A 22,623-nucleotide genomic window follows, 5' to 3' on the forward strand; every position below is an offset into this window, starting at 1 on the left:
TTAAATAAACTTTCAAAAAATAGAAATTAATCGGTATAATGATTATAGTATAACTATAAAGGAGGAATACATGATATGGAATTTTCACGTAAATGGCATGATCATTATCCGACTGAAATACCGCCCTCTTTGGAATACGATGAGAAGCCGCTTTATGCTTATCTGGTTGAAAGCGCTAAAGTGCACAAAGAAAAGAAAGCGCTTCATTTTATGGGGAAAGAGATGTCCTATGGAGATTTGTATACAGCATCCAGGAAGATGGCTAACTATTTGCAGGCTCTTGGTGTACGGAAAGGAGATAAAGTAGCGATCATGCTGCCAAACTGTCCGCAGGCAGTTATAAGCTACTATGGAATTCTTATGGCTGGTGGAATTGTTGTACAGACTAATCCGTTATATACGGAAAGGGAATTAGAGTATCAGCTGAATGATTCCGATACGTCAGTCATCATATGTTTGGATATTTTGCTTCCTAGAGTGACGAATGTAAGGAATAAAACCGGTTTGCAGCATGCGATTGTTACGGGGATCAAAGATTATTTGCCTTTCCCTAAAAATTTGATCTATCCATTCATTCAGAAGAAAGAATACAATATGGTTGTCAAGGTGGAAGAGAGCGGAGATACCCACGTCTGGAATGGAATAATGGAGAAATCCTCCACGGAATATCTGGAAACGCAGATTGATCCAAAAGAGGATCTTGCACTGCTTCAATATACAGGAGGTACGACTGGGCATCCTAAAGGAGTTATGCTGACTCATTATAACCTGACTTCCAATGTCCAGATGTGTGAAACCTGGTTGTATAAAAAGAGTGACAGTCAGGGAGTTATATTGGGTATCCTGCCATTTTTCCATGTGTATGGAATGACAACAGTTATGAACTTTGCCATAAAGCTAGGTTCGAAAATGATTCTTATGCCGAAGTTTAATGTGACGGATGTACTTAAAACGATTGACAAACAAAAACCGAGCCTCTTTCCTGGTGCCCCCACCATTTATGTTGGCCTCCTGAATCACCCTGATGTAAAAAAGTATGACCTGTCATCAATCGAAGCATGTCTCAGCGGTTCTGCGCCATTGCCAATTGAAGTACAGGAGCAGTTCGAAAAAATCACAGGAGGAAAGCTTGTTGAAGGGTATGGATTGACAGAATCTTCGCCTGTCACCCATGCAAACTTTATATGGACGAAGCGAGTAAATGGAAGCATCGGAGTTCCTTGGCCGGATACTGACTGTAAAATCATTAAAATGGAATCCGATGGTGGAGAGGCGGAAGTAGGCGAAGTAGGGGAAATTGCAGTAAAAGGACCTCAAATTATGAAAGGTTACTGGAATAATCAGGAAGAGACAGACAAAGTATTAAAAGATGGCTGGCTTTTTACTGGAGACTTAGGTTATATGGATGATGATGGATACTTCTATGTAGTGGACCGTAAGAAAGACATGATTATTGCTGGAGGATATAATATTTACCCGAGAGAAGTAGAAGAAGTTCTTTATGAGCATGAAGGCATACAGGAGACAGTTGTCGCCGGTATCCCGGACCCATATCGCGGTGAAACGGTCAAGGCGTATATCGTTTTGAAGGATGGCTATAAATTGACAGAAGAAGAGTTAAATGATTATTGCAGAAAACATCTTGCGGCATTTAAAGTTCCGAGGCTGTATGAGTTCCGTAATGAACTTCCGAAGACGGCAGTGGGTAAAATACTGAGAAGAAAACTGATTGAAGAAGAGACAACGAAACAGAAAGAAACAACGAATACTGTTTGAGCCTCGTGCTCTTTTTTCCTTTAAAATTGGACAAGCTATATATTGACAGAATTATCTGGTGAATGTACAATGATTTTATGAATGACCATTCACTCAGAATTTGTAGGTTGGACTCATCTAAGGAGAAAATCATGAGAAATAATAAACCGAAATACAATCAAATAATAGAAGCAGCAGTGAAAGTTATCGCACAGAACGGATATCATGGCTCACAGGTTTCCAAGATAGCAAAAGCAGCCGGAGTAGCAGATGGAACCATTTATCTATATTTCAAAAATAAAGAAGATGTTCTTGTTTCTGTTTTTGAAGAAAAAATGGGGCAGTTTATCGATAAAATTGCCCAATCGACGAACCAGAAGCAGAATGCGGAAGAAAAGCTGCAAACATTAATTGAAATGCATTTCAGACAGCTTTCAGAGGATTATTATTTGGCAATCGTTACCCAATTGGAATTAAGGCAGTCAAACTATGAGCTTCGTCTGAAGATTAATAAAGTTTTAAAACCCTATCTAGTCGTTATTGATAATATTGTAAAAGAAGGAGTGGAACAGCGTCTGTTCCGCAGTGATTTAAACATTCCATTAGCAAGGCAAATGATATTTGGGACATTGGATGAGGTTGTAACAAATTGGGTGATGAAGGAACAGAAATACGATCTACTATCCCAGGTGCCAGAGGTACATGTTTTATTAACTGGAGCATTATCACCAGGGGACTGATGCGTGGAAAAAGAAATACCAAAATAAGGGGGATGGACAGTATATGGGAACAGTTTCATACGAAGCAGATGGAGCAATAGCATATTTGACAATTCAAAGCCCACCAGCGAATGCTTTATCAAGTAAGCTTCTCAGTGACCTTAGTGACAAACTGGATCAAATTGAAGCAGAAAACAAGATGAAGGCAATCGTACTGAAGGGAGAGGGCAGGTTTTTCTCTGCAGGTGCTGATATTAAGGAATTTACCAATTTACAGAATGCATCAGATTATGAATCGCTATCAACGAATGGTCAAAAAATATTTGATCGTATCGAAAATTTCCCTGTGCCTGTAATTGCAGCCATTCATGGTGCTGCACTAGGTGGGGGGCTTGAACTTGCAATGTGCTGCCATATCCGAATTGTTACCAAAAATGCGAAACTTGGCCTTCCGGAATTAAATCTAGGGATAATCCCGGGCTTTGCAGGAACCCAAAGATTACCGGGTTATGTAGGAAGTGCAAAGGCATATGAAATGATACTTACAGGGGAACCAATCAGTGGCTCAGAAGCTGTATCATTGGGTCTGGCAAACATAGCAGTAGCTGAAGAAGATCTAATTGCTGAAACTATGAAACTAGCAGAAAAAATAGCTGCTAAAAGTAAACCAGCAATTAATCATATTATGCACCTTATTCCATTTGCAAAGACAAGCCAGTTTTCAGAGGGGGTAAGTGAAGAAGCGAAATCATTTAGTACCGTATTCGGTTCTTCGGATGCAAAAGAAGGTGTACAAGCTTTTCTGGAAAAACGTAAACCGAATTTCCAGGATAAATAGATTTTAATAGATTGGGAGGATGCTGGATGAATATTTATGTATTATTGAAAAAGACATTTGATACAGAGGAAAAAATATCCGTTTCAGGTGGAAGAATTGAAGATGACGCTGCTGAATTCATTATAAATCCTTATGATGAATACGCTGTGGAAGAGGCCATTAACCAGCGCGATGCACACGGTGGAGAAATTACAGTGGTTACCGTTGGGGATGAAGGTTCTGAAAAACAATTGCGTACCGCTTTGGCAATGGGTGTAGACAAAGCTGTACTGATCAATACGGAAGAAGATGTTGAAGAGGGTGATCAGTTTACAACAGCTAAAATTCTTGAAGCCTTTTTTGAAGGGAAAGAGGTAGATTTAATCCTTGCAGGAAATGTGGCTATTGACGAGGCAAGTGGTCAGGTAGGCCCAAGATTGGCAGAGCTTTTAGGATTTCCATATGTATCTACCATTACAAGTCTGAAAATTGATGGTGATAGTGCAGTTATCGAAAAAGATGTTGAAGGTGATGTGGAAATTGTGGAAACAAGTCTTCCACTGCTGGTCACCTGTCAACAAGGTTTAAATGAGCCTCGCTATCCGTCTCTACCAGGAATAATGAAAGCGAAAAAGAAACCATTGGATGAGTTGGAACTGGACGACCTGGATTTGGATGAAGATGATGTAGAACCAAAAACGAAGACGATAGATATCTTTTTGCCACCTGAAAAAGAATCTGGAAGAGTGCTAGAAGGTGACATAGCGGATCAGGTTAAAGAATTGGTTTCTCTTCTTAAAAACGATAAAAAAGTACTGTAAAGACACACTGGTGAAAGGAGCAATGAGATGAGTGATAAAATATTGGTTATTGGTGAAGCAAGAGAAGGAGAATTACGTAATGTTTCATTCGAAGCTGTAGCTGCTGCGAAAAAAATCAACTCAGATGCTGAAATAGTTGGAGTGATTGTTGGAGAAGGCAGTCTGGAGGGTTTGGGGAAAGAATTGATTCATTACGGAGCGGATCGGGTTACGACTGTATCTCACGAAAAATTGAAAACGTACACATCTGAAGGATACGGACAGGCTATTTTAGCAGTCGTTAATGATGAGTCTCCAAGTGGTATCGTGATGGGACATACATCAATTGGAAAGGATTTAACTCCAAAACTTGCCAGTAAATTGCAGACGGGACTGATATCGGATGCTATTGATATTGAGCTGGATAATAATCAGCCTGTGTTCATTCGTCCAATTTATTCAGGTAAAGCATTTGAAAAGAAAATTATCACAAATGGCATAACATTTGTAACGATACGTCCGAATAATATCCCGCCACTTGAAAAAGATGAAGCACGTACTGGTGAAATCAATTCAAAGTCAGTCGATGTTGCAGATATTCGAACAATTATAAAAGAAGTTATCCGTAAAGCATCCAAAGGTGTTGACCTATCCGAAGCAAATGTTATTGTTGCCGGGGGACGCGGAGTAAAAAGTGAAGAAGGCTTTAAACCTTTGTACGAGCTTGCCGAAGTGCTGGGTGGAGCAGTTGGCGCTTCTCGTGGTGCGTGTGATGCCGAATACTGTGATTACGCTCTTCAGATTGGGCAAACAGGGAAGGTAGTTACCCCTGACTTGTATATTGCAGTGGGAATATCAGGTGCTATCCAGCATCTGGCCGGAATGTCCAACTCAAAAGTAATTGTTGCAATCAATAAAGATCCGGAATCAAATATTTTCAATGTAGCGGATTACGGGATTGTCGGAGACTTATTCGAAGTAATTCCATTGCTTATTGAAGAAATCAAGAAAATTAAATAAGCCAAAATGACCTGATGAAACAAGCAGGTCATTTTTATTCACTACAGTACAAACTCATCCGACTTAGGCTAAAAACGCCTGTCGGAAGCATTCGATACTCCAAGCTTGAACTACATGCGCATTGGAGTCATTTGCTTCCATTCGTTTCTGACTGTCACCATCCTTTTGGGAACGAACAGGAGGTATAAGCAAACTATTAGGAAGAATATCCGTCCGATGATATACTCATACTAAGCTTCAATTAATATGGAATTTTTAGGAGGTATAAAATAGTGGCTATTAAAAATGTAACTGACCAGAATTTCGCTGAAGAAACATCAAAAGGGCTAGTATTGGCTGACTTTTGGGCTCCTTGGTGTGGACCTTGTAAAATGATTGCTCCGGTATTGGAAGAAATCGATGGAGAAATGGAAGAAAAAGTTCAAATCGTAAAATTGGATGTTGATGAAAACCAGGAAACAGCTGGTAAGTTTGGTGTAATGAGCATTCCTACTTTGCTTTTGTTCAAAGATGGCAATGTGGTTGATCAGGTTATCGGTTTCCAACCAAAAGAAGCATTAACGGATTTAATCAATAAACATGCTTAATAAAAATTTGTGAATCGATACATGTAACGTGTATAATATGAAGAAAACCAAAAAATCCCTTGTTGCTGATGTAACAAGGGATTTTCTGGGGATTAAAAGGATTTGAAATGGATGAATGAAAAAATAGAGGGGAAGCTGGCGGTTTTGCCTGCACAGCCAGGCTGTTACTTCATGAAAGACAGACACGGTAAAATCATATATGTCGGTAAATCCAAGATGCTTAAGAACCGGGTCCGTTCTTACTTCAGGGGAGCAAATGATCGAAAGACACAACGTCTTGTGCAGGAAATTGATGACTTTGAATACTTTGTTACTTCATCTGAAGTGGAAGCTCTAATTCTTGAAATGAACCTCATTAAAAAGCATGATCCAAAATATAATGTCATGCTGAAAGATGATAAAAGCTATCCATACCTAAAAATAACTTCAGAAAGACATCCCCGGTTGCTGATTACCCGTAAGCTAAAGAAAGATAAAGGAAAGTATTTCGGGCCTTATCCAAATGTAATTGCTGCCAGGGAGACCAAAAAATTACTTGATCGTCTGTACCCGTTAAGGAAATGCAACAATCCACCTGGACGACCATGCTTATATTATCATATGCATCAATGCATGGCATGTAGCGAAAACCCTCCTTCTGTACAGGAATATCAAACTATCGTTCAGGAAATCACATCATTCCTACATGGTGGGTATAAGGAGATCAGAAAAAACCTTACCAATAGAATGTTTGAAGCAAGTGAACAGTTGAATTTTGAACGTGCACAAGAATTACGTGATCAGATTCAACATATAGAAGCAGTTATGGAACAGCAAAAGATGACAATGAACGACCTTGTAGATAGAGATATATTTGGTTACAGTTATGATAAAGGTTGGATGTGTGTCCAGGTATTCTTCATCCGTCAGGGGAAACTGATAGAGAGGGACGTTACCGTTTTCCCGTTTTTTGATGATCACGGAGAATCATTCCTCAGCTTTATTGGCCGTTTTTATTTGCATGAAAATCATCTGAAGCCAAAGCAAGTCCTTGTTCCAATTGGCACGAATACGGAGATGCTGGAGGGGCTTCTCGAGATTAATGTGCATACACCACTTCGGGGAAGAAAGAAAGAGCTAGTGGAACTGGCAACCAAAAATGCAAAGATCGCACTGAATGAAAAGTTCCAACTAGTCGAACGCAATGAAGAACGTACCATTAAGGCCGTAGAGGATCTGGGAGAAAGATTGAACATTGAAATCCCGCACCGAATTGAGGCATTTGATAATTCCAATATTCAAGGTACAGATCCCGTATCAGCGATGATCGTTTTTGAAGATGGAAAACCAAATAAAAAAGAATACCGTAAATATAAAATTAGAAATGTAAAAGGACCTGATGACTATGAGACGATGCGAGAAGTTATTCGCAGAAGATATTCAAGGGTATTGAAAGAAAACCTTCCATTGCCTGATTTGATTATGGTTGATGGTGGAAAGGGTCAGATGTCCGCTGCATTGGATGTGCTCGAAAATGAATTGGGACTGGACATTCCACTTGCAGGCCTTGCAAAAGACGATAAACATAAAACGAGTGAGCTATTATACGGTTCCCCTCCTGAAGTTGTTCCTCTGGAGAGGCAATCACAGGAATTTTATCTTGTACAACGTATACAGGATGAAGTGCATCGATTCGCCATCACGTTTCACCGCCAACTTCGTGGAAAGAGCCTGTTCCAGTCTGAATTAGATAAAATAACTGGTATCGGTGAAAAGAGAAAAAAACTCTTGCTTACCCATTTTAGATCCGTATCTGAAATTAAGAAGGCTTCGATATCTGATATTACGAAACTTGGAATTCCAAAAAACACAGCAAATGCCATTCTTGACCATCTGAGAGAAGAAGAATAGAAAAAGGGCAGAAGTTCACTCTAATGAAACTTCTGCCCTTTTATCTATTCTAAGAAAATCATCAATCCGTGAATACAACTGAAAACTCAATCTGATTAATTCGGTGATTTATCTCTTCGACACATTCACATTCTATCCCCTCAACCGACTGGACAGCTTCTGACAGAAAACCGGATTCCATTCGGAACTCTGTGTCAATAGGAGCCTTTAACCGCAATACGATAGAGTCGGATAATAAATGGAAAATTAATTCCTTTCTCTTTCGTTTAACGAGCTCAAGTTTTCCCCAGCCCAATTTATCAAATAAATGATATATATCTTCTATTGTATTGAAATCAAATTTTCTCGCCAGGCTCTTTCCCATAAAATAGAGAAGAGTATTTTTCTCCTGACCAAGCAATTCCGGTAAGGTCACATAACGCAGGATGTCATAACCCGCCCCTGTGGTATTCAATTCTTCCAGATGTGATAATTCCAATCCTTGATGCTTTTTTGACATCCTATTCATCCTTTCCTACATACATTTCCCATCGTCGGAAAACGAGCTATCCCATTACTTATATTATCTATTTAAATCAGGCAATAATCAAGTATTCTCGTATTTTTTCTAAGTGGGTCTATTATTCTAATACAATCAAACTATAAAATTAGTAGTGAAGTTTTCTTGACGCTTTTAATAGTAAGAAGTACAATAAATATGTTACAAATTTGTGCTATTTTAAAAAGTTACGCTATTTAGCATAAAAGCGCTTCACTTTTTTTAATAGGCTACATAACTCATAATATGAACTAGACTAAGGGGGGTAAACATGGCAGAGCAACGTGAGTTTTTTTACAGAAGACTGCATTCATTTTTAGGTGTTGTTCCAATCGGTATTTTCTTGGTGCAGCATTTAATAGTGAATCATTTTGCTGTGTATGGAGAAGAAAGTTTTAACCAGGCAGCAGGATTTATGGGAGGGCTTCCATTTGTACTGTTGTTGGAAATATTCGTAATCTATCTGCCGATTTTGTTTCATGCAATTTTAGGGGTATATATTGTTTTCACTGCAAGAAACAATGTAAGCAGATATGGATTCTTCCGTAACTGGATGTTCAAAATTCAACGTATTACCGGGATTATCACGCTCATATTCATCGTATGGCATGTATTTGAGACACGTGTTCAAATCGGTCTCGGCAATGCAGAGGCTAACTACAGCCTAATGGAAGGTATTTTAACCAATCCATTTATGTTCTGGTTCTACGTTATCGGTGTAATATCTACCGTATTCCACTTTGCGAACGGTCTGTGGAGTTTCTTAGTTACATGGGGAATTACGCAATCTCCTAAATCACAACGAATTTCTTCGTATGCTTGTATCGGAGTGTTTTTTGCGGTCAGCTACCTGGGAATTAGAACACTAATCAAATTTGCGTATGGTGTTTAATAGAAAGAGAAGGAGTGAGTAAAGCAAAATGAATAATCGTAAAGTCGCTGTTGTCGGTGGAGGATTAGCTGGGTTAATGGCAGCTATAAAAGCAGCCGAAGCAGGCGTTAAAGTAGATCTATTTTCTATCGTTCCTGTTAAACGCTCTCACTCTGTATGTGCTCAAGGTGGTATTAATGGAGCGGTAAATACAAAAGGGGAAGGAGATTCTCCTTGGCTCCACTTTGATGATACAGTGTATGGTGGGGACTTCCTGGCTAACCAGCCACAAGTAAAAGCTATGTGTGATGCAGCTCCAGGTATTATACATATGTTTGATCGTATGGGTGTTATGTTCAACCGTACGCCGGAAGGGTTACTGGACTTCCGTCGTTTTGGTGGTACACAGATGCACCGTACAGCATATGCAGGGGCAACAACGGGTCAGCAGTTATTATATGCACTTGATGAACAAGTACGTCGTTTTGAAGTGGAAGGCCTCGTTACGAAATATGAAGGTTGGGAATTCCTGCAGGCAGTAATTGATGAAAATGGTGTTGGTAGAGGAATTGTTGCCCAAGATATTAAAACACATGAAATTAAAGCGTTTCGTTCTGATGCAACCATCTTTGCTACTGGTGGACCAGGAATCATATTCGGAAAATCAACAAACTCGATGATCAATACGGGTTCTGCTGCAAGTATCCTTTATCAGCAAGGTGCTAAGTATGCAAATGGTGAATTTATCCAAATTCATCCAACAGCTATTCCTGGTGACGATAAACTGCGTCTCATGAGTGAATCTGCTCGTGGGGAAGGCGGACGTATATGGACATACAAAGACGGTGAACCATGGTACTTCCTGGAGGAAAAATATCCTGCATACGGTAACTTGGTGCCGCGTGATATTGCAACACGTGAAATCTTTGATGTATGTGTCAACCAAAAACTTGGTATTAATGGTGAAAATATGGTCTATCTTGACCTTTCCCATAAAGATCCTAAGGAACTTGATATCAAACTTGGTGGAATCATTGAAATCTATGAAAAATTTGTTGGGGAAGACCCACGCAAAGTTCCGATGAAAATATTCCCTGCTGTTCATTATTCCATGGGTGGACTATGGGTTGATGACAGACAGATGACTAGCATTCCAGGGATTTTCGCGGCTGGAGAATGTGATTATTCACAGCATGGTGGCAACCGTCTTGGAGCCAACTCATTGCTATCTGCAATTTACGGTGGTATGGTCGCTGGACCGAAAGCTATCGAGTATATTGATGGTCTTGATGTTCATGCAGAAGACCTTAGTGAAGAGCTATTCGAATCATTGGAAAAAGAAGAAAAAAATAGTTTTGAGCAATTAATGAACATGGAAGGTACCGAGAATGCCTACCAGATTCATAGGGAGCTTGGAGAATGGATGACAGATAACGTTACCGTTGTCCGTGAAAATGCAAAACTTCTAAAAACGGATGAAAAAATCAAAGAGCTTCTCGACCGTTGGGATAATATCAATATTAATGATACGTCACGTTGGAGTAACCAGGGAGTTATGTTCACACGTCAGCTTAAAAACATGCTTCATTTGGCAAGGGTAATTACGATTGGAGCGTATAATCGTAATGAAAGCCGTGGGGCTCATTACAAACCGGAATTCCCGGAACGTAATGACGAAGATTGGTTGAAAACAACGATTGCGGAATTCGATGCAGCGGCAAAATCTCCTGTATTCAGTTATGAGGAAATTGATGTATCGTTGATTCCACCGCGTAAACGTGATTACACAACAAAACACTAAGGGGGAGTAACTAAAAATGGCTGAACAAAGTAAAGTTACCTTTATTATAACTAGACAAGACGGCCCGGATTCTGCTCCTTATGAGGAAACGTTTGAAATTCCTTACCGACAAAATATGAACGTTATATCCGGTCTTATGGAAATCAGACAAAATCCTGTTAATGTAAAAGGAGAAAAAACAACTCCGGTAATGTGGGATATGAACTGTCTGGAAGAAGTTTGTGGAGCGTGCTCCATGGTGATCAATGGAACTGCCAGACAATCCTGTGCAGCTTTGGTAGATCAGTTGGAGCAGCCAATTCGTCTTGAACCAATGTCAACATTTCCGGTAGTACGTGATCTAATTGTAGACCGTGAGCGCATGTTTGATGCGTTGAAACAAGTAAAAGCATGGATTCCAATTGATGGTACGCATGATTTGGGACCTGGACCTCGTATGCCTGAGAAAAAACGTCAATGGGCTTATGAACTATCTAAATGTATGACATGTGGTGTATGTTTGGAAGCTTGTCCAAATGTTAACGATAAATCAAACTTCATTGGACCTGCAGCAATTTCACAAGCGCGTCTGTTCAATGCGCATCCAACTGGTGAAATGAATGCAAGTGATCGTTTGAATGGTTTGATGGAAGATGGCGGAATTGATGGATGTGGAAATTCACAGAACTGTGTTCAAGTTTGTCCAAAGGGAATTCCATTGACAACTTCTATTGCGGCAATGAACCGTGCGACAAATATTCAGGCATTCAAAAACTTCTTTGGTAGTGACAGTACTCTATAATTATAAGATTAATAGATAGAATGACCCTTACCTTTATAGGTTAGGGTCATTCTTGTAAAAGGCTGTTTTCTAGAAGATTAGTACTGTAATTACTGGCTCACGGATGCCTTTCTTCCTGTAGGAGTCTCTGTGTATTTTCCCGAGCTAGTAAGAAAATTTATCATTTAATATTCATACAATAGCTGAAATAACATTTGTAGATTCACCAATACGGATGAGCAGCGGGCGGTAATTTCTCGAAAATACAAACCAATTTTTATACGAAGATGAAAAAAGGAGGAAAGGTAATTGCGAAAGGTAAATTACATAGAAAATATGGAGCAGTGGCGTTCAGAATTCAAATTTTATATTCCTGTAAAAGTTCGATTTTCTGAAACAGATATGTACGGCCATGTTAATAATGTATCTCCATTTATTTATTTTGAAGAAGCACGTATTGACTATATCCAGCATACAGGACTAATGACAGATATGGTAAGTAAAGATGGAGCTGTTATCGTAGGAGATCTCCAATGCGATTATTTACAGCAAATCTACTTTAATGAAAAATTAAAATTATATGTGAAGACAGATTCTGTTGGAAACTCCTCGTTTGACCTTCATTATATGGGGGTTAAAGAAAATGATGAAATTGCATTTACCGGTCGTGGCAGAATGGTATATATCAACCCACAGACAGGTCGTCCCCAGCCATTGTCAGAGGAAAAGAAAAGGCTTCTCGTGGAAAATTAATTTACAGAAAACGTGGTTGTTACGATGCCAATCGGTGCCAACCTTTGTTACATCTGCAGGTGATAAATGTATCCGTTCCTACCTGAAAAGACAATTAAAACCGACCCCCTGTTAAGGGAAGTCGGTTTTATTAGAGCTTTAATTCCCCCATGCGAAGTAGCTCAACTACGGCTTGTGACCGCCCCTTGACTCCCAGTTTTTGCATAGCATTTGAAATATGGTTCCGGACAGTTTTTTCGGAAATAAACAGTTCTTGTGCTATTTCTTTTGTTGTCTTATCCTGCACTAATAGTTCAAACACTTCTTTTTCGCGTTTGGTCAATAATTGCTTCGGTTTATACTCGTTGTCCTTCAAATGTTACCCCCTCCTTGCTCTATAGAGCTGCAGTATGAAGGGAAATTATTTAGTCAATATAGCTTATGAAATGTTTTAGAAAATAGTGCGCACATTTAATTGGAATATAGAGCATTTTTACAGTCGAACAGTTTCCAATTTAAAAAATTTGGTTTACTATTAGGTTTATATAGGAAACCAGATTCACATCCTCTTTTCCACTTGTAGGCAAAACTAGAAATTTTGAATATAATATGGAGTGCATAATACCTTAAATGTACAATGAATTCACTCGTATATGTTAAACTATTCGTTAATGATAACTGTAGGAGGTAACACGTTGGAAAAAGATGCAACAGTAGAGACCGTCAAAACAATGGAAAAAAGACTTCGTTATATTTCCGGAATTATTAAGCAAAATGGCCGGAAAATTTTAAATAACTATCCAATTACATCACCGCAATTTGTTGCATTACAGTGGCTTCTCGAAGAAGGGGATTTGACAATCGGGGAATTGTCCAATAAGATCAGTCTCGCTTTCAGTACAACAACGGATTTGGTAGACCGAATGGAAAAAAATGAGCTAGTGGAAAGAATTCGTGATACAAACGATAGAAGGGTAGTCAGAATTCATTTACTGAATAAAGGGAAGAAAATAATTCGTGAGGTAATCAAAAAGCGTCAGGAATACCTTGGGGAAGTGCTTGAAAAATTTAGCGAGGAAGAAAAGAATTCGTTGAATTATCTGCTTGATTTCCTCTATGAGGAAATGAAATCCGTAAATGAAAAATAACAACAAAGAGGAGACAGAATTTTGGTTAGAGCAATCGGTGTAATCGATTCGGGAGTCGGGGGGTTAACAGTAGTTCATGAATTGATGAGACAATTACCAAAAGAGCAACTAATTTACTTGGGAGATACTGCCAGATGCCCGTATGGACCCCGAACAAAAGAGGAAGTACAAAAATTCACATGGGAAATGGTAGATTTTTTATTAACAAAAAATATTAAAATGCTTGTCATTGCTTGTAATACAGCTACTGCTTTTACACTCGAAGACCTGATGGATAAATTGGATATTCCTGTTATCGGTGTTATACAACCTGGTGCAAGAGCAGCAATCAAATTCACGAAAAATAATCAAGTTGGTATTATAGGTACTGAAGGAACAATCAGGAGTGGCGCGTATACCTATGCCTTGAAGAAAATCAAAACGAATATTCATGTAAATGCACTTGCATGTCCTTCGTTCGTTCCAATGGTTGAGAAGGGCATCCTGTCTGGGAATCAGGCAAGAGAAGTAGTGAATAGTTCATTGGGTCCTTTAAAGAAAGATAAAGAAATGGATACGTTAATATTGGGTTGCACACATTATCCGCTTCTTAAGGATACGATCCAGGAAGTGATCGGTGATCATGTTACCATTATATCTTCAAGTGAAGAAACTGCCAGGGAAATAAGTACAATATTGGATGCGCAGCAACTATTGAACGACGATGAATTAATTCCAGTTCATCAGTTCTTTGCAACAGGTGATTTGGAGATTTTTATAGAAATATCTAAAAGTATATTTAAAGAAGCGAATTTTCAAATGCTGACAATAAAAAAAGCGAATATAAGTAAATCACAGGTTTCCTAAAAAAGGGAACCTTATTTTTTTGCTGTGGATGGTCTATTTTTTCATCTGGCTCGTATATATAGTAGTACAAACCATCGTAGGGGGTAATGACATGCATAAGCGAGGAATGCTTTTGACTGGAACGATCTGTATTTCGGTAATCCTATCAGGCTGTTTTCAGGGAGAACAATCATTAGAAGAAATTGATCCACCTCAAAATGCTGAAGCAGTGGATAATTTGGAGAATATATCGGAAGAGGTTAATAATGATTCGGAAGCAGTGGTAGCAGAGACGGTTCCAAGACAATTGTTTTTAATCGATTCAAATGGAATGGTTGCTCAGCAGACTCTTGAATTGCCGGCCCCAAATGCGAACGAGGTAGCTGCACAAGTATTGGAGTATCTCGTTAAAGGAGGGCCAGTCACTCAACTATTACCTAATGGATTCCAGGCAGTATTACCGGAGGGGACAGAAGTGCTTGGATTGAATCTGCAGGAAGATGGGACGATGATAGTGGACGTTTCCGAGGATTTTGAAAACTATGAGGCAATAGATGAGCTGAAAATTTTGGAAGCGATGACCCATACACTGACTCAATTTGAAAATGTCAACAAAATTAAGATTAGAGTTAACGGGCACCCTCTGGATGAAATGCCTGTTAACGGTACACCAATCCATGATGGATACTCGCGCGCCAATGGCATCAATATTGTCGATACAGATACATTGGATTTACTGGATAGCAGAGCTGTAACGATGTATTACCCTGCTGAACATGGTGAAAATCGATATTATGTTCCAGTGACACAATACATTGAATTTGATAGGGATAATGAATTCGGTTCTATTCTGCAGGCTCTGATTGATGGACCTGGATTTAACACCAATGTCGTTCACGTATTCAATCCGGAGACGCTGCTGGCAAGTGAACCTGTCCTGGATGCTGGAGTATTGGAGATTGTGTTCAATGAAGGAATCTTGAAGGATACCGATCAAGCCGTCATATCAGATGAGGTGATGGAAACGATCGTACGTACATTGACCCAACAACGAAACATAGACGCAGTAAATGTCAAAGTTGAAAATGTAAATCAGTTAGTAAATGAAAATGGCGAAGCATATACGGAACCAGTAACGACGGAAACATTTATTCCAACTGAAAAATTATAAAATAGGCTGAGTCATCAGCCTATTTTTTTTAGCTATTTATATAGTAGAATATTTCTGCATTTCTCAACCCGACCACTATCAAGCCCAAAAATTAATGGAGTTTTTCAAAAATATTGCCCCTGCACTTCCTCGTCCCATCGATTAATACGGACGCAAAATCTGTAAACTGCGACTTAAGATAAGCAGCTTCGGCCATCGCTCTGGGAAATATACTACGCTTTTCGCGGGCGGCTGGTGAGCCAACTTGCGCTAAAGCGCTGCGCTGTCTCACCGATGCCTCTGCTCCCGCAGAAGTCTCCGTATATTTCCCGGAGCTGGTTAGAAGATTGCTGTCATTTACTATCCATGCTATAGCACTAAGCAGTTTACGGAAGGATTTTTTCCTTTTTTTAAATTATTGGTTTACAGAAAGTTATCCCAAAGCATTGATATTTCTTGCTGAATAATTCTTTTTGATGAAAAAAGCCCCACACCAGCCGCCCGTGAACCGCAAGTGTATACGGGCTGCGGTTGCCGGAGAACCTAATTTCCATTATCAGTGCTTTAGATCTAACATAGTTGTTACGTCGCACTTTATATCAACTACGAAGATTGAAAAGCTGCGAAACTTACTTAAAGAGCTAAATTAAATGTATCGGCGTGTTTCTTTTGAATAAAATATGATAAGCTATTGATTGTACGATGAGGAGGAAATTTTTATGAGAAACGACCAACGAGAAGTTAACAACTTAAGACCTATAACCATGACAACAGATTATATTAATCACCCGGAAGGATCCGTATTAATAGAAGTTGGCAATACAAAAGTAATTTGCAATGCTAGCATAGAGGATCGGGTTCCACCATTCATGCGCGGACAGGGGAAAGGTTGGATTACAGCAGAATATGCAATGTTGCCACGTGCTACAGCACAACGAAACATTAGAGAGTCCTCCAAAGGTAAAGTAAGTGGAAGAACAATGGAAATTCAACGATTAATTGGTCGTGCACTGCGATCAGTCGTTGATTTGGACAAAATCGGAGAAAAAACCGTATGGGTGGACTGCGATGTCATCCAGGCGGATGGGGGGACAAGAACTGCCTCCATTACAGGTGCTTTTGTTGCGGTAGTATTAGCATTTGGAAAGTTGCTGGAAAGTAAATCAATTGCTAAAATGCCTGTAAAAGATTATCTGGCTGCCATTTCTGTCGGCGTATTGCCAAACGGTACAGAAATACTTGATTTAAATTATGAAGAAGATTTCCAGGCTCTTGTCGATATGAATATTGTAATGACCGGTTCTGGGGAATTTGTTGAAATACAGGGCACAGGTGAGGAAGCAACATTCTCGCATAACCAGCTGCAGAATATGTTGAAACTTGCTGATGAAGGATTGCAGGAAATAATTGAAAAGCAAAAAGAAATCATTGGTGAACTTTCAGATCGTATTGGAGAAACGAATTAATTAACGAAATAGGAGAAGTGTACATGAAACAAATCATAATCGCTACAAAAAACAAAGGGAAAGCAAAGGAATTTAAGGAATTCTTCTCTAAACACGATATCGAGGCAATCTCATTATTGGATTTGGAACAGGAAATCCCTGATGTGGAAGAAACAGGTTCAACATTTGAAGAGAATGCTGCATTAAAAGCGGAACAAATCGCAAACCTTTTAAAAACGCCGGTACTTGCGGACGATTCAGGTTTAATGATCGATGCTCTGGATGGTCGGCCAGGTCTGTTTTCAGCACGATATGCCGGGGAACCTAAAAATGATCAGGCCAACATTCGTAAAGTACTCGAAGAAATGCAGGAAGTACCTGTGTCTGAAAGGACTGCAAGATTTATTTGTGTATTGGCAGTTGCAATTCCTGGAGAAAACACTATTTTCCGGACAGGTTTCTGTGAAGGGACCATCAGCAATTTAGAAAAAGGCGAGAATGGCTTTGGATATGATCCAATCTTTACGCCCGATGGTTATGAGGTGACCATGGCTGAGCTGCCAGCGGAGATTAAAAATCAGATAAGTCATCGAAAAAACGCGATTACGCAGCTGGAAAAATGGATACATAGTTTATAAACGGGAGAATGTGGGGTGAAAAAAATGTCGAAAGTGCTGATTATGAGTGATAATCATGGATTAACAGATGAAGTTGCCGTCATAAAAGAACGTCATCAAATAAAATCGATGATTCATTGTGGCGACTCTGAGTTAGATCTCGACGCACCGGAAATGGACGGTTTTTATAAGGTGGCAGGAAACTGCGATTTTGATGCCAGATATCCGAACGATCAAACAATCGAAATTGATGGGTTAACGTTTTACATGACACACGGGCACCTCCATAATGTGAAAATGGATTTAATGGGCTTGTCCTATCGTGCTAAAGAAGAAAAAGCACATGTCATATGCTTTGGACACACGCATATTGCTGGAGCAGAGCAGGTGGATAAGCAACTCTTCATCAACCCTGGAAGTATACGATCACCAAGAAATCGCACGGAGAAAACGTACGCGATTATGGAATGGGAGCATCCAGATTCTATAACGGTAACCTTTTATACTGTAGATGGTGAAATAGTTGAGAATCTTACTTGTCATGCATCGTTATAGTCCTAACAGTTTATCAGGAACCATACCCAGGTGGTTCCTGATAGTATCTAAAAATTTTATTAATTTGGGTGTTGACAAATAATCGTATACTGCCTATAATAAGCCTTGTCCGCTAATTTTGGACAAACCTACTTTACATAAGCATGTACATAGTTGTTGAAAGCTCTTATCTGAGCAGCGTCGAACGGTCTAAAAGAATTCTATTTTTATACATAAAGATGCGGGTGTAGTTTAGTGGTAAAACCTCAGCCTTCCAAGCTGATGATGAGGGTTCGATTCCCTTCACCCGCTCCAAACATCATATGTCCCAGTAGCTCAGCTGGATAGAGCAACAGCCTTCTAAGCTGTGGGTCGCAGGTTCGAATCCTGCCTGGGACGTCTAACGAAGAGAAACCTAAGCGAATATACTAGGTTTCTCTTTTCTTAATCATCAACCTCGAAGTATAAAGAGCGAACACATTTTTTCTAGACATGCTCAAACAAACAATGTTTATTTTCTGCATATTCGGGAATTCATACATACTAAAGCTTTTTTATACAATAATACGAGGGAAAGAGGTGAATAAATGAATTCGAAGTCAGATAATATCATACTTTTTCCAAGATTAAAGAAAGCGCTTGAAGAAGAAAGCCTAAAAGCACTTCAGGAAAAAAGATATGAAGAAGCACTTGGGAAATTAAACCAACTACTAAGCTATCAAGAGAACAGCCATGAAATAGTTATCGGCAAACTTATTTGTTTGATGGAGTTGGGGAGACATGAAGAGGCGCAGGATCTATGTGAAGAGCTAATTCAACATAAAAATGAAAATTATTATCATTATGTACATATTTATTTGACCATCCTGTTTCAGACAAGCCAATACAGCCTATTGATGGAACAGGTGGAATACGAGTTTGAGAATAATAAAGTTCCGGATCCTTTACATGAGCAATTTAAACAACTCTATGATATGAGTCAAAAAATGAAACTGGACTTTGCAATAGATAATTATGATTCCGTAATTGAAGAGCTATTCACTGCAGTAAACCAGGATAATCATATTAATCAATGGCGTATTATTGAAGAACTTAGGAGCATGAAAGCATATCCGAGCAACCACGTCTTGTCTTTATTGACGAGTGAATATGTGCATCCGGTAATCAAAACTGCTCTCCTTGCCTGGATGAAGGATGCAGGCCTATCGGATGAAGTAGAAATACATAAATTCAGCATAATAATGAACGTCAAACCAACGGAGATTCCGAATATTAAAGCAAATGAGCTGTATAAGCAGATTAGCTTGTTTTTGCAAGATGTAGAACAGGATAATCCAACATTATTTCAGCTTTGTGAACAACTATTATACCGATACATTTACGTAATGTATCCATTCATGCCTTTAAGCCAAGATGTGAAGGATATAGCAGAAGCGATTAAAAATTTAGGTAATCAGTATTTACATATACAAAGGAAAGAGATTGAAGAGATAAGTACTAAGATTGGGCACTTTATGAAAGAAATAAAAATGTGTGACTCTCTATACTTGAGCATCATCGAAGAATAGGCTTATAATGGCAGTAAATGCTTGAAACACTTATAAATTATGTTATAATGAGATGGTTGCAAATTCGATTATAAATCATTTACACATGATACGTTAAAAAATGAATCGACAGAATAGATTTTGGAGGGAATTTTTTTATGACAGCAAAATGGGAAAAGCAAGAAGGCAATAAAGGTGTATTAACGTTCGAAGTATCAGCAGAAGAGTTTGGTCAAGCATTGGATCAGGCATTCAAAAAAGTATCCAAGGATGTACAAATTCCTGGATTCCGTAAAGGTAAAATTCCACGTGGGTTATTTGAAAAGCGTTTCGGTGTCGAATCTCTTTACCAGGATGCAGTGGATATCGTTCTGCCTGCAGCCTATTCAAAAGCAATTGAAGAAACAAATATTTTCCCAATTGCCCAACCAGAAGTGGACATTGAGCAAATTGAAAAAGGAAAAGATCTTGTTTTCACTGCAACTGTTGAAGTGAAACCGGAAGTAACACTTGGCGAATATAAAGGATTAGAAGTTGAAGAAAAATCCGTAGAAGTCACGGATGAAGATGTAACGAATGAAATCGAACAACTTCGTGAGAAACATGCAGAGCTTGTTGTGAAAGAAGAAGGAAAAGTTGAAAATGGTGACACTGCAGTCATCGATTTCGAAGGATTCCTTGATGGCGAAGCTTTCGAAGGCGGAAAAGGAGAAAATCATTCCTTGGAAGTCGGTTCAGGACAATTCATCCCTGGCTTTGAAGAGCAATTAATCGGTAAACAAGCAGGAGAAGATACTGAAATCGAAGTTACTTTCCCTGAAGATTATCATGCTGAAGATTTAGCTGGCAAAAAAGCTGTATTCAAAGTTAAAATTCATGAATTAAAATCAAAGGAACTTCCTGAACTAGATGATGAATTCGCTAAAGATGTGGATGAAGAAGTTGAGTCACTTGAAGACTTGAAGAAAAAGAAAAAAGAAGAGCTTGAGTCTCAAAGAAAACAAAATGCAGAAAACGAGAAACGTGAAGCATTAATTCAGAAAGCTTCTGAAAATACACAAGTAGAAATTCCAGATGCAATGGTCGATACAGAGTTGGATCAAATGGTACGTGAATTTGAACAACAATTGCAAATGCAAGGAATGACTATGGAAATGTATTCCCAATTCTCAGGTCAAGATGAAGATGCTATGAAAGAGCAAATGCGTGAAGATGCAGCAAAACGTGTTAAGACAAATCTTACTTTAGAGGCTATTGTCGAAGCGGAAAACCTTGAAGCATCAGAAGAGGACGTTAATGCAGAGCTTGAAAAAATGGCAACTATGTATGGTGCTGAAGTAGAGCAGCTAGTTCAGATGCTTGGTGGAAGTACAGAAACAATTAAAAACGATCTTAAAATGAGAACAGCCATTGATTTCTTGGCTGAGAACAGCAAAACTGTTCAATAAATAATTTTCATTTAACGATGAGAGACTACAAGGTGCGATATTTGTCGCACCTTGTTTTGCATTTTTAAAATATATCATGCAATTAATTTGCCTATGCTTTCATATAGTAAGTATAAGATGTCTCCGAAACTTAAAAGTTGACATTTTTATATATTTATCCATAATGGAAACAACAACCAATTTTAAAGAAGCGTTCAATTTGATCACCATAGCTAAAGGTATATTGTTTTGTTTTTTAAAACGTATCTGATATGATGATATATAAGTTGAAAGCTGATATAAAATTCAGCATGTTTAGGGGTGAGATGTAATGTTTAAGTTTAATGAAGAAAAAGGCCAGCTGAAATGTTCATTTTGTGGAAAGAGTCAAGAACAAGTTCGTAAGTTAGTCGCCGGACCAGGCGTTTATATATGTGATGAATGTATTGAACTTTGCACAGAAATCGTTGAAGAAGAGCTTGGTACGGAAGAAGAAATGGAAATGAACGAGATTCCAAAGCCAAAGGAAATCTGCAATATTCTTGATGATTACGTTATTGGGCAGGAAAAAGCCAAAAAGAATTTGGCAGTAGCGGTATATAATCATTATAAACGCATCAACACAACAAAAAGCACTGATGATGTAGAAATTTCTAAAAGTAATATTGCTATGATTGGACCAACAGGAAGCGGTAAAACACTTCTTGCCCAAACATTGGCACGTATTATTAATGTCCCATTTGCAATGGCGGATGCAACCTCATTAACTGAAGCTGGTTATGTCGGAGAAGACGTAGAAAATATTCTACTTAAACTGATTCAGTCTGCAGATTATGATGTAGAAAAAGCCGAAAAAGGAATTATCTATATAGACGAAATTGATAAAGTTGCCCGTAAGTCAGAAAACCCTTCCATCACACGTGATGTATCTGGAGAAGGAGTACAACAGGCATTACTCAAAATTCTTGAAGGAACAGTTGCAAGTGTCCCACCACAGGGAGGCCGTAAACATCCACACCAAGAATTCATCCAAATTGATACGACAAATATTCTATTTATCGTCGGTGGTGCATTTGACGGAATTGATCAGGTTATAAAGCGACGTCTTGGTAAAAAGGTGATTGGTTTTGGATCAAGTGAAAAACAGGATGATCTTGATATGGGTCAATTACTTTCCAAAGTATTGCCAGAAGATCTGTTGCGTTATGGACTCATTCCTGAATTCATCGGACGTATTCCGGTTATCGGCAGTCTGACACCATTGGATGAAGATGCTTTGATTCAAATTCTAACTAAGCCGAAAAACGCACTGGTAAAACAATATCAGAAATTATTTGAAATGGATAATGTTGAGCTGGAATTTGAAGAAGATGCATTAACTGAAATTGCCAAAAAAGCAATCGAGCGTAAAACAGGTGCCCGTGGACTTCGTTCTATCATTGAAGGCATCATACTAGATGTTATGTTTGATCTCCCGTCCAGAGAAGATGTTGAAAAATGTGTCATAACAAAAGAAACGGTAATCGAGGAAGACGGCAGTCCTAAATTGATCTTCCATGATGGAACTGTCAAAAAGGGAAACAAAAAACTTCCTAAAGAAAGTGCATAAATAAAAGTGTGAGACTGACCGGGGGCATTTT

23 protein-coding genes and 2 tRNA genes are annotated in these 22,623 nt (G+C 38.8%); 22 read left to right on the forward strand and 3 right to left on the reverse strand.

Annotation, left to right across the window (positions count from 1 at the left end; all coding sequences use genetic code 11):
• Nucleotides 1-75: 75 nt before the first annotated feature.
• The 7 genes from MN204_RS09965 to uvrC all read left to right on the forward strand — a co-directional run bounded on the left by MN204_RS09965 (nucleotide 76) and on the right by uvrC (nucleotide 7,588).
• Entirely contained in the window at nucleotides 76-1,776 is a 1,701-nt protein-coding gene (locus MN204_RS09965; protein ID WP_249870932.1) for a long-chain-fatty-acid--CoA ligase, read from the forward strand.
• Between the two features lie 131 nt (nucleotides 1,777-1,907).
• The gene (fadR, locus tag MN204_RS09970; protein ID WP_249870933.1) at nucleotides 1,908-2,495 is read left to right on the forward strand and encodes a fatty acid metabolism transcriptional regulator FadR; all 588 of its coding nucleotides are present in this window, start codon (nucleotides 1,908-1,910) and stop codon (nucleotides 2,493-2,495) included.
• Nucleotides 2,496-2,538: 43 nt separating this feature from the next.
• Complete coding sequence (locus tag MN204_RS09975; RefSeq protein WP_249870934.1) at nucleotides 2,539-3,312, forward strand: enoyl-CoA hydratase; 774 nt, start codon at nucleotides 2,539-2,541, stop codon at nucleotides 3,310-3,312.
• A gap of 26 nt (nucleotides 3,313-3,338) precedes the next feature.
• Nucleotides 3,339-4,112, forward strand: a complete 774-nt coding sequence (locus MN204_RS09980) for an electron transfer flavoprotein subunit beta/FixA family protein (protein ID WP_249870935.1) — start codon at nucleotides 3,339-3,341, stop codon at nucleotides 4,110-4,112.
• A 27-nt stretch (nucleotides 4,113-4,139) separates the two neighbouring features.
• Nucleotides 4,140-5,111, forward strand: coding sequence for an electron transfer flavoprotein subunit alpha/FixB family protein (locus tag MN204_RS09985; RefSeq protein ID WP_249870936.1), 972 nt, complete (start codon nucleotides 4,140-4,142; stop codon nucleotides 5,109-5,111).
• Between the two features lie 272 nt (nucleotides 5,112-5,383).
• Complete coding sequence (trxA, locus tag MN204_RS09990; protein ID WP_249870937.1) at nucleotides 5,384-5,698, forward strand: thioredoxin; 315 nt, start codon at nucleotides 5,384-5,386, stop codon at nucleotides 5,696-5,698.
• Nucleotides 5,699-5,809: 111 nt separating this feature from the next.
• Nucleotides 5,810-7,588, forward strand: coding sequence for an excinuclease ABC subunit UvrC (uvrC, locus tag MN204_RS09995; protein WP_249870938.1), 1,779 nt, complete (start codon nucleotides 5,810-5,812; stop codon nucleotides 7,586-7,588).
• 61 nt (nucleotides 7,589-7,649) lie between these two features.
• Here uvrC and MN204_RS10000 read toward each other — a convergent pair whose 3' ends face one another.
• Nucleotides 7,650-8,087, reverse strand: coding sequence for a YslB family protein (locus MN204_RS10000; protein ID WP_249870939.1), 438 nt, complete (start codon nucleotides 8,085-8,087; stop codon nucleotides 7,650-7,652).
• A 310-nt stretch (nucleotides 8,088-8,397) separates the two neighbouring features.
• Here MN204_RS10000 and MN204_RS10005 point away from each other — a divergent pair, with 310 nt between their 5' ends.
• From MN204_RS10005 to MN204_RS10020, 4 genes are all read left to right on the forward strand, one after another.
• Nucleotides 8,398-9,018 (forward strand): succinate dehydrogenase cytochrome b558 subunit, encoded by a 621-nt coding sequence (locus MN204_RS10005; protein WP_249870940.1) that lies wholly within the window; start codon nucleotides 8,398-8,400, stop codon nucleotides 9,016-9,018.
• 28 nt (nucleotides 9,019-9,046) lie between these two features.
• Nucleotides 9,047-10,798, forward strand: a complete 1,752-nt coding sequence (gene sdhA / locus MN204_RS10010) for a succinate dehydrogenase flavoprotein subunit (RefSeq protein ID WP_249870941.1) — start codon at nucleotides 9,047-9,049, stop codon at nucleotides 10,796-10,798.
• A 16-nt stretch (nucleotides 10,799-10,814) separates the two neighbouring features.
• Nucleotides 10,815-11,579, forward strand: a complete 765-nt coding sequence (gene sdhB, locus MN204_RS10015; RefSeq protein ID WP_249870942.1) for a succinate dehydrogenase iron-sulfur subunit — start codon at nucleotides 10,815-10,817, stop codon at nucleotides 11,577-11,579.
• A 288-nt stretch (nucleotides 11,580-11,867) separates the two neighbouring features.
• On the forward strand, nucleotides 11,868-12,311 hold the full coding sequence (locus MN204_RS10020; protein WP_249870943.1) for an acyl-CoA thioesterase: 444 nt from the start codon (nucleotides 11,868-11,870) through the stop codon (nucleotides 12,309-12,311).
• Between the two features lie 130 nt (nucleotides 12,312-12,441).
• Here MN204_RS10020 and MN204_RS10025 read toward each other — a convergent pair whose 3' ends face one another.
• A complete protein-coding gene (locus MN204_RS10025) occupies nucleotides 12,442-12,666 on the reverse strand; it encodes a helix-turn-helix domain-containing protein (protein WP_010651078.1) in 225 nt (74 codons plus the stop codon).
• Nucleotides 12,667-13,021: 355 nt separating this feature from the next.
• On the opposite strand from MN204_RS10025, the gene MN204_RS10030 reads away from it, so the two are divergent.
• The 3 genes from MN204_RS10030 (at nucleotide 13,022) to MN204_RS10040 (ending at nucleotide 15,434) form a co-directional block, all read left to right on the forward strand.
• A complete protein-coding gene (locus tag MN204_RS10030; RefSeq protein WP_438804702.1) occupies nucleotides 13,022-13,438 on the forward strand; it encodes a MarR family winged helix-turn-helix transcriptional regulator in 417 nt (138 codons plus the stop codon).
• A 21-nt stretch (nucleotides 13,439-13,459) separates the two neighbouring features.
• Nucleotides 13,460-14,284 carry a glutamate racemase gene (gene racE, locus MN204_RS10035; protein ID WP_249870945.1) on the forward strand — a complete coding sequence of 275 codons (825 nt, stop codon included), beginning with the start codon at nucleotides 13,460-13,462 and terminating at the stop codon, nucleotides 14,282-14,284.
• 91 nt (nucleotides 14,285-14,375) lie between these two features.
• On the forward strand, nucleotides 14,376-15,434 hold the full coding sequence (locus MN204_RS10040) for a GerMN domain-containing protein (RefSeq protein ID WP_249870946.1): 1,059 nt from the start codon (nucleotides 14,376-14,378) through the stop codon (nucleotides 15,432-15,434).
• A gap of 91 nt (nucleotides 15,435-15,525) precedes the next feature.
• Here MN204_RS10040 and MN204_RS10045 read toward each other — a convergent pair whose 3' ends face one another.
• Nucleotides 15,526-15,705, reverse strand: a complete 180-nt coding sequence (locus MN204_RS10045) for a hypothetical protein (protein WP_249870947.1) — start codon at nucleotides 15,703-15,705, stop codon at nucleotides 15,526-15,528.
• Between the two features lie 427 nt (nucleotides 15,706-16,132).
• Here MN204_RS10045 and rph point away from each other — a divergent pair, with 427 nt between their 5' ends.
• From rph to clpX, 8 genes are all read left to right on the forward strand, one after another.
• Nucleotides 16,133-16,879 (forward strand): ribonuclease PH, encoded by a 747-nt coding sequence (gene rph / locus MN204_RS10050; RefSeq protein WP_249870948.1) that lies wholly within the window; start codon nucleotides 16,133-16,135, stop codon nucleotides 16,877-16,879.
• A 23-nt stretch (nucleotides 16,880-16,902) separates the two neighbouring features.
• Nucleotides 16,903-17,496, forward strand: coding sequence for an XTP/dITP diphosphatase (locus MN204_RS10055; protein WP_249870949.1), 594 nt, complete (start codon nucleotides 16,903-16,905; stop codon nucleotides 17,494-17,496).
• 24 nt (nucleotides 17,497-17,520) lie between these two features.
• Nucleotides 17,521-18,030, forward strand: coding sequence for a metallophosphoesterase (locus MN204_RS10060; RefSeq protein ID WP_249871115.1), 510 nt, complete (start codon nucleotides 17,521-17,523; stop codon nucleotides 18,028-18,030).
• Nucleotides 18,031-18,250: 220 nt separating this feature from the next.
• Nucleotides 18,251-18,324 (forward strand) — tRNA-Gly (locus tag MN204_RS10065).
• A gap of 10 nt (nucleotides 18,325-18,334) precedes the next feature.
• Nucleotides 18,335-18,408 (forward strand) — tRNA-Arg (locus MN204_RS10070).
• Nucleotides 18,409-18,596: 188 nt separating this feature from the next.
• Nucleotides 18,597-19,577 (forward strand): tetratricopeptide repeat protein, encoded by a 981-nt coding sequence (locus MN204_RS10075; RefSeq protein WP_249870950.1) that lies wholly within the window; start codon nucleotides 18,597-18,599, stop codon nucleotides 19,575-19,577.
• Between the two features lie 137 nt (nucleotides 19,578-19,714).
• Nucleotides 19,715-21,004 (forward strand): trigger factor, encoded by a 1,290-nt coding sequence (tig, locus tag MN204_RS10080; RefSeq protein ID WP_249870951.1) that lies wholly within the window; start codon nucleotides 19,715-19,717, stop codon nucleotides 21,002-21,004.
• Nucleotides 21,005-21,314: 310 nt separating this feature from the next.
• On the forward strand, nucleotides 21,315-22,592 hold the full coding sequence (gene clpX / locus MN204_RS10085) for an ATP-dependent protease ATP-binding subunit ClpX (RefSeq protein WP_249870952.1): 1,278 nt from the start codon (nucleotides 21,315-21,317) through the stop codon (nucleotides 22,590-22,592).
• Nucleotides 22,593-22,623 lie beyond the last annotated feature (31 nt).

The sequence above is a fragment of the Oceanobacillus saliphilus genome, from assembly GCF_023522835.1.
GTDB lineage: Bacteria > Bacillota > Bacilli > Bacillales > Amphibacillaceae > Oceanobacillus > Oceanobacillus saliphilus.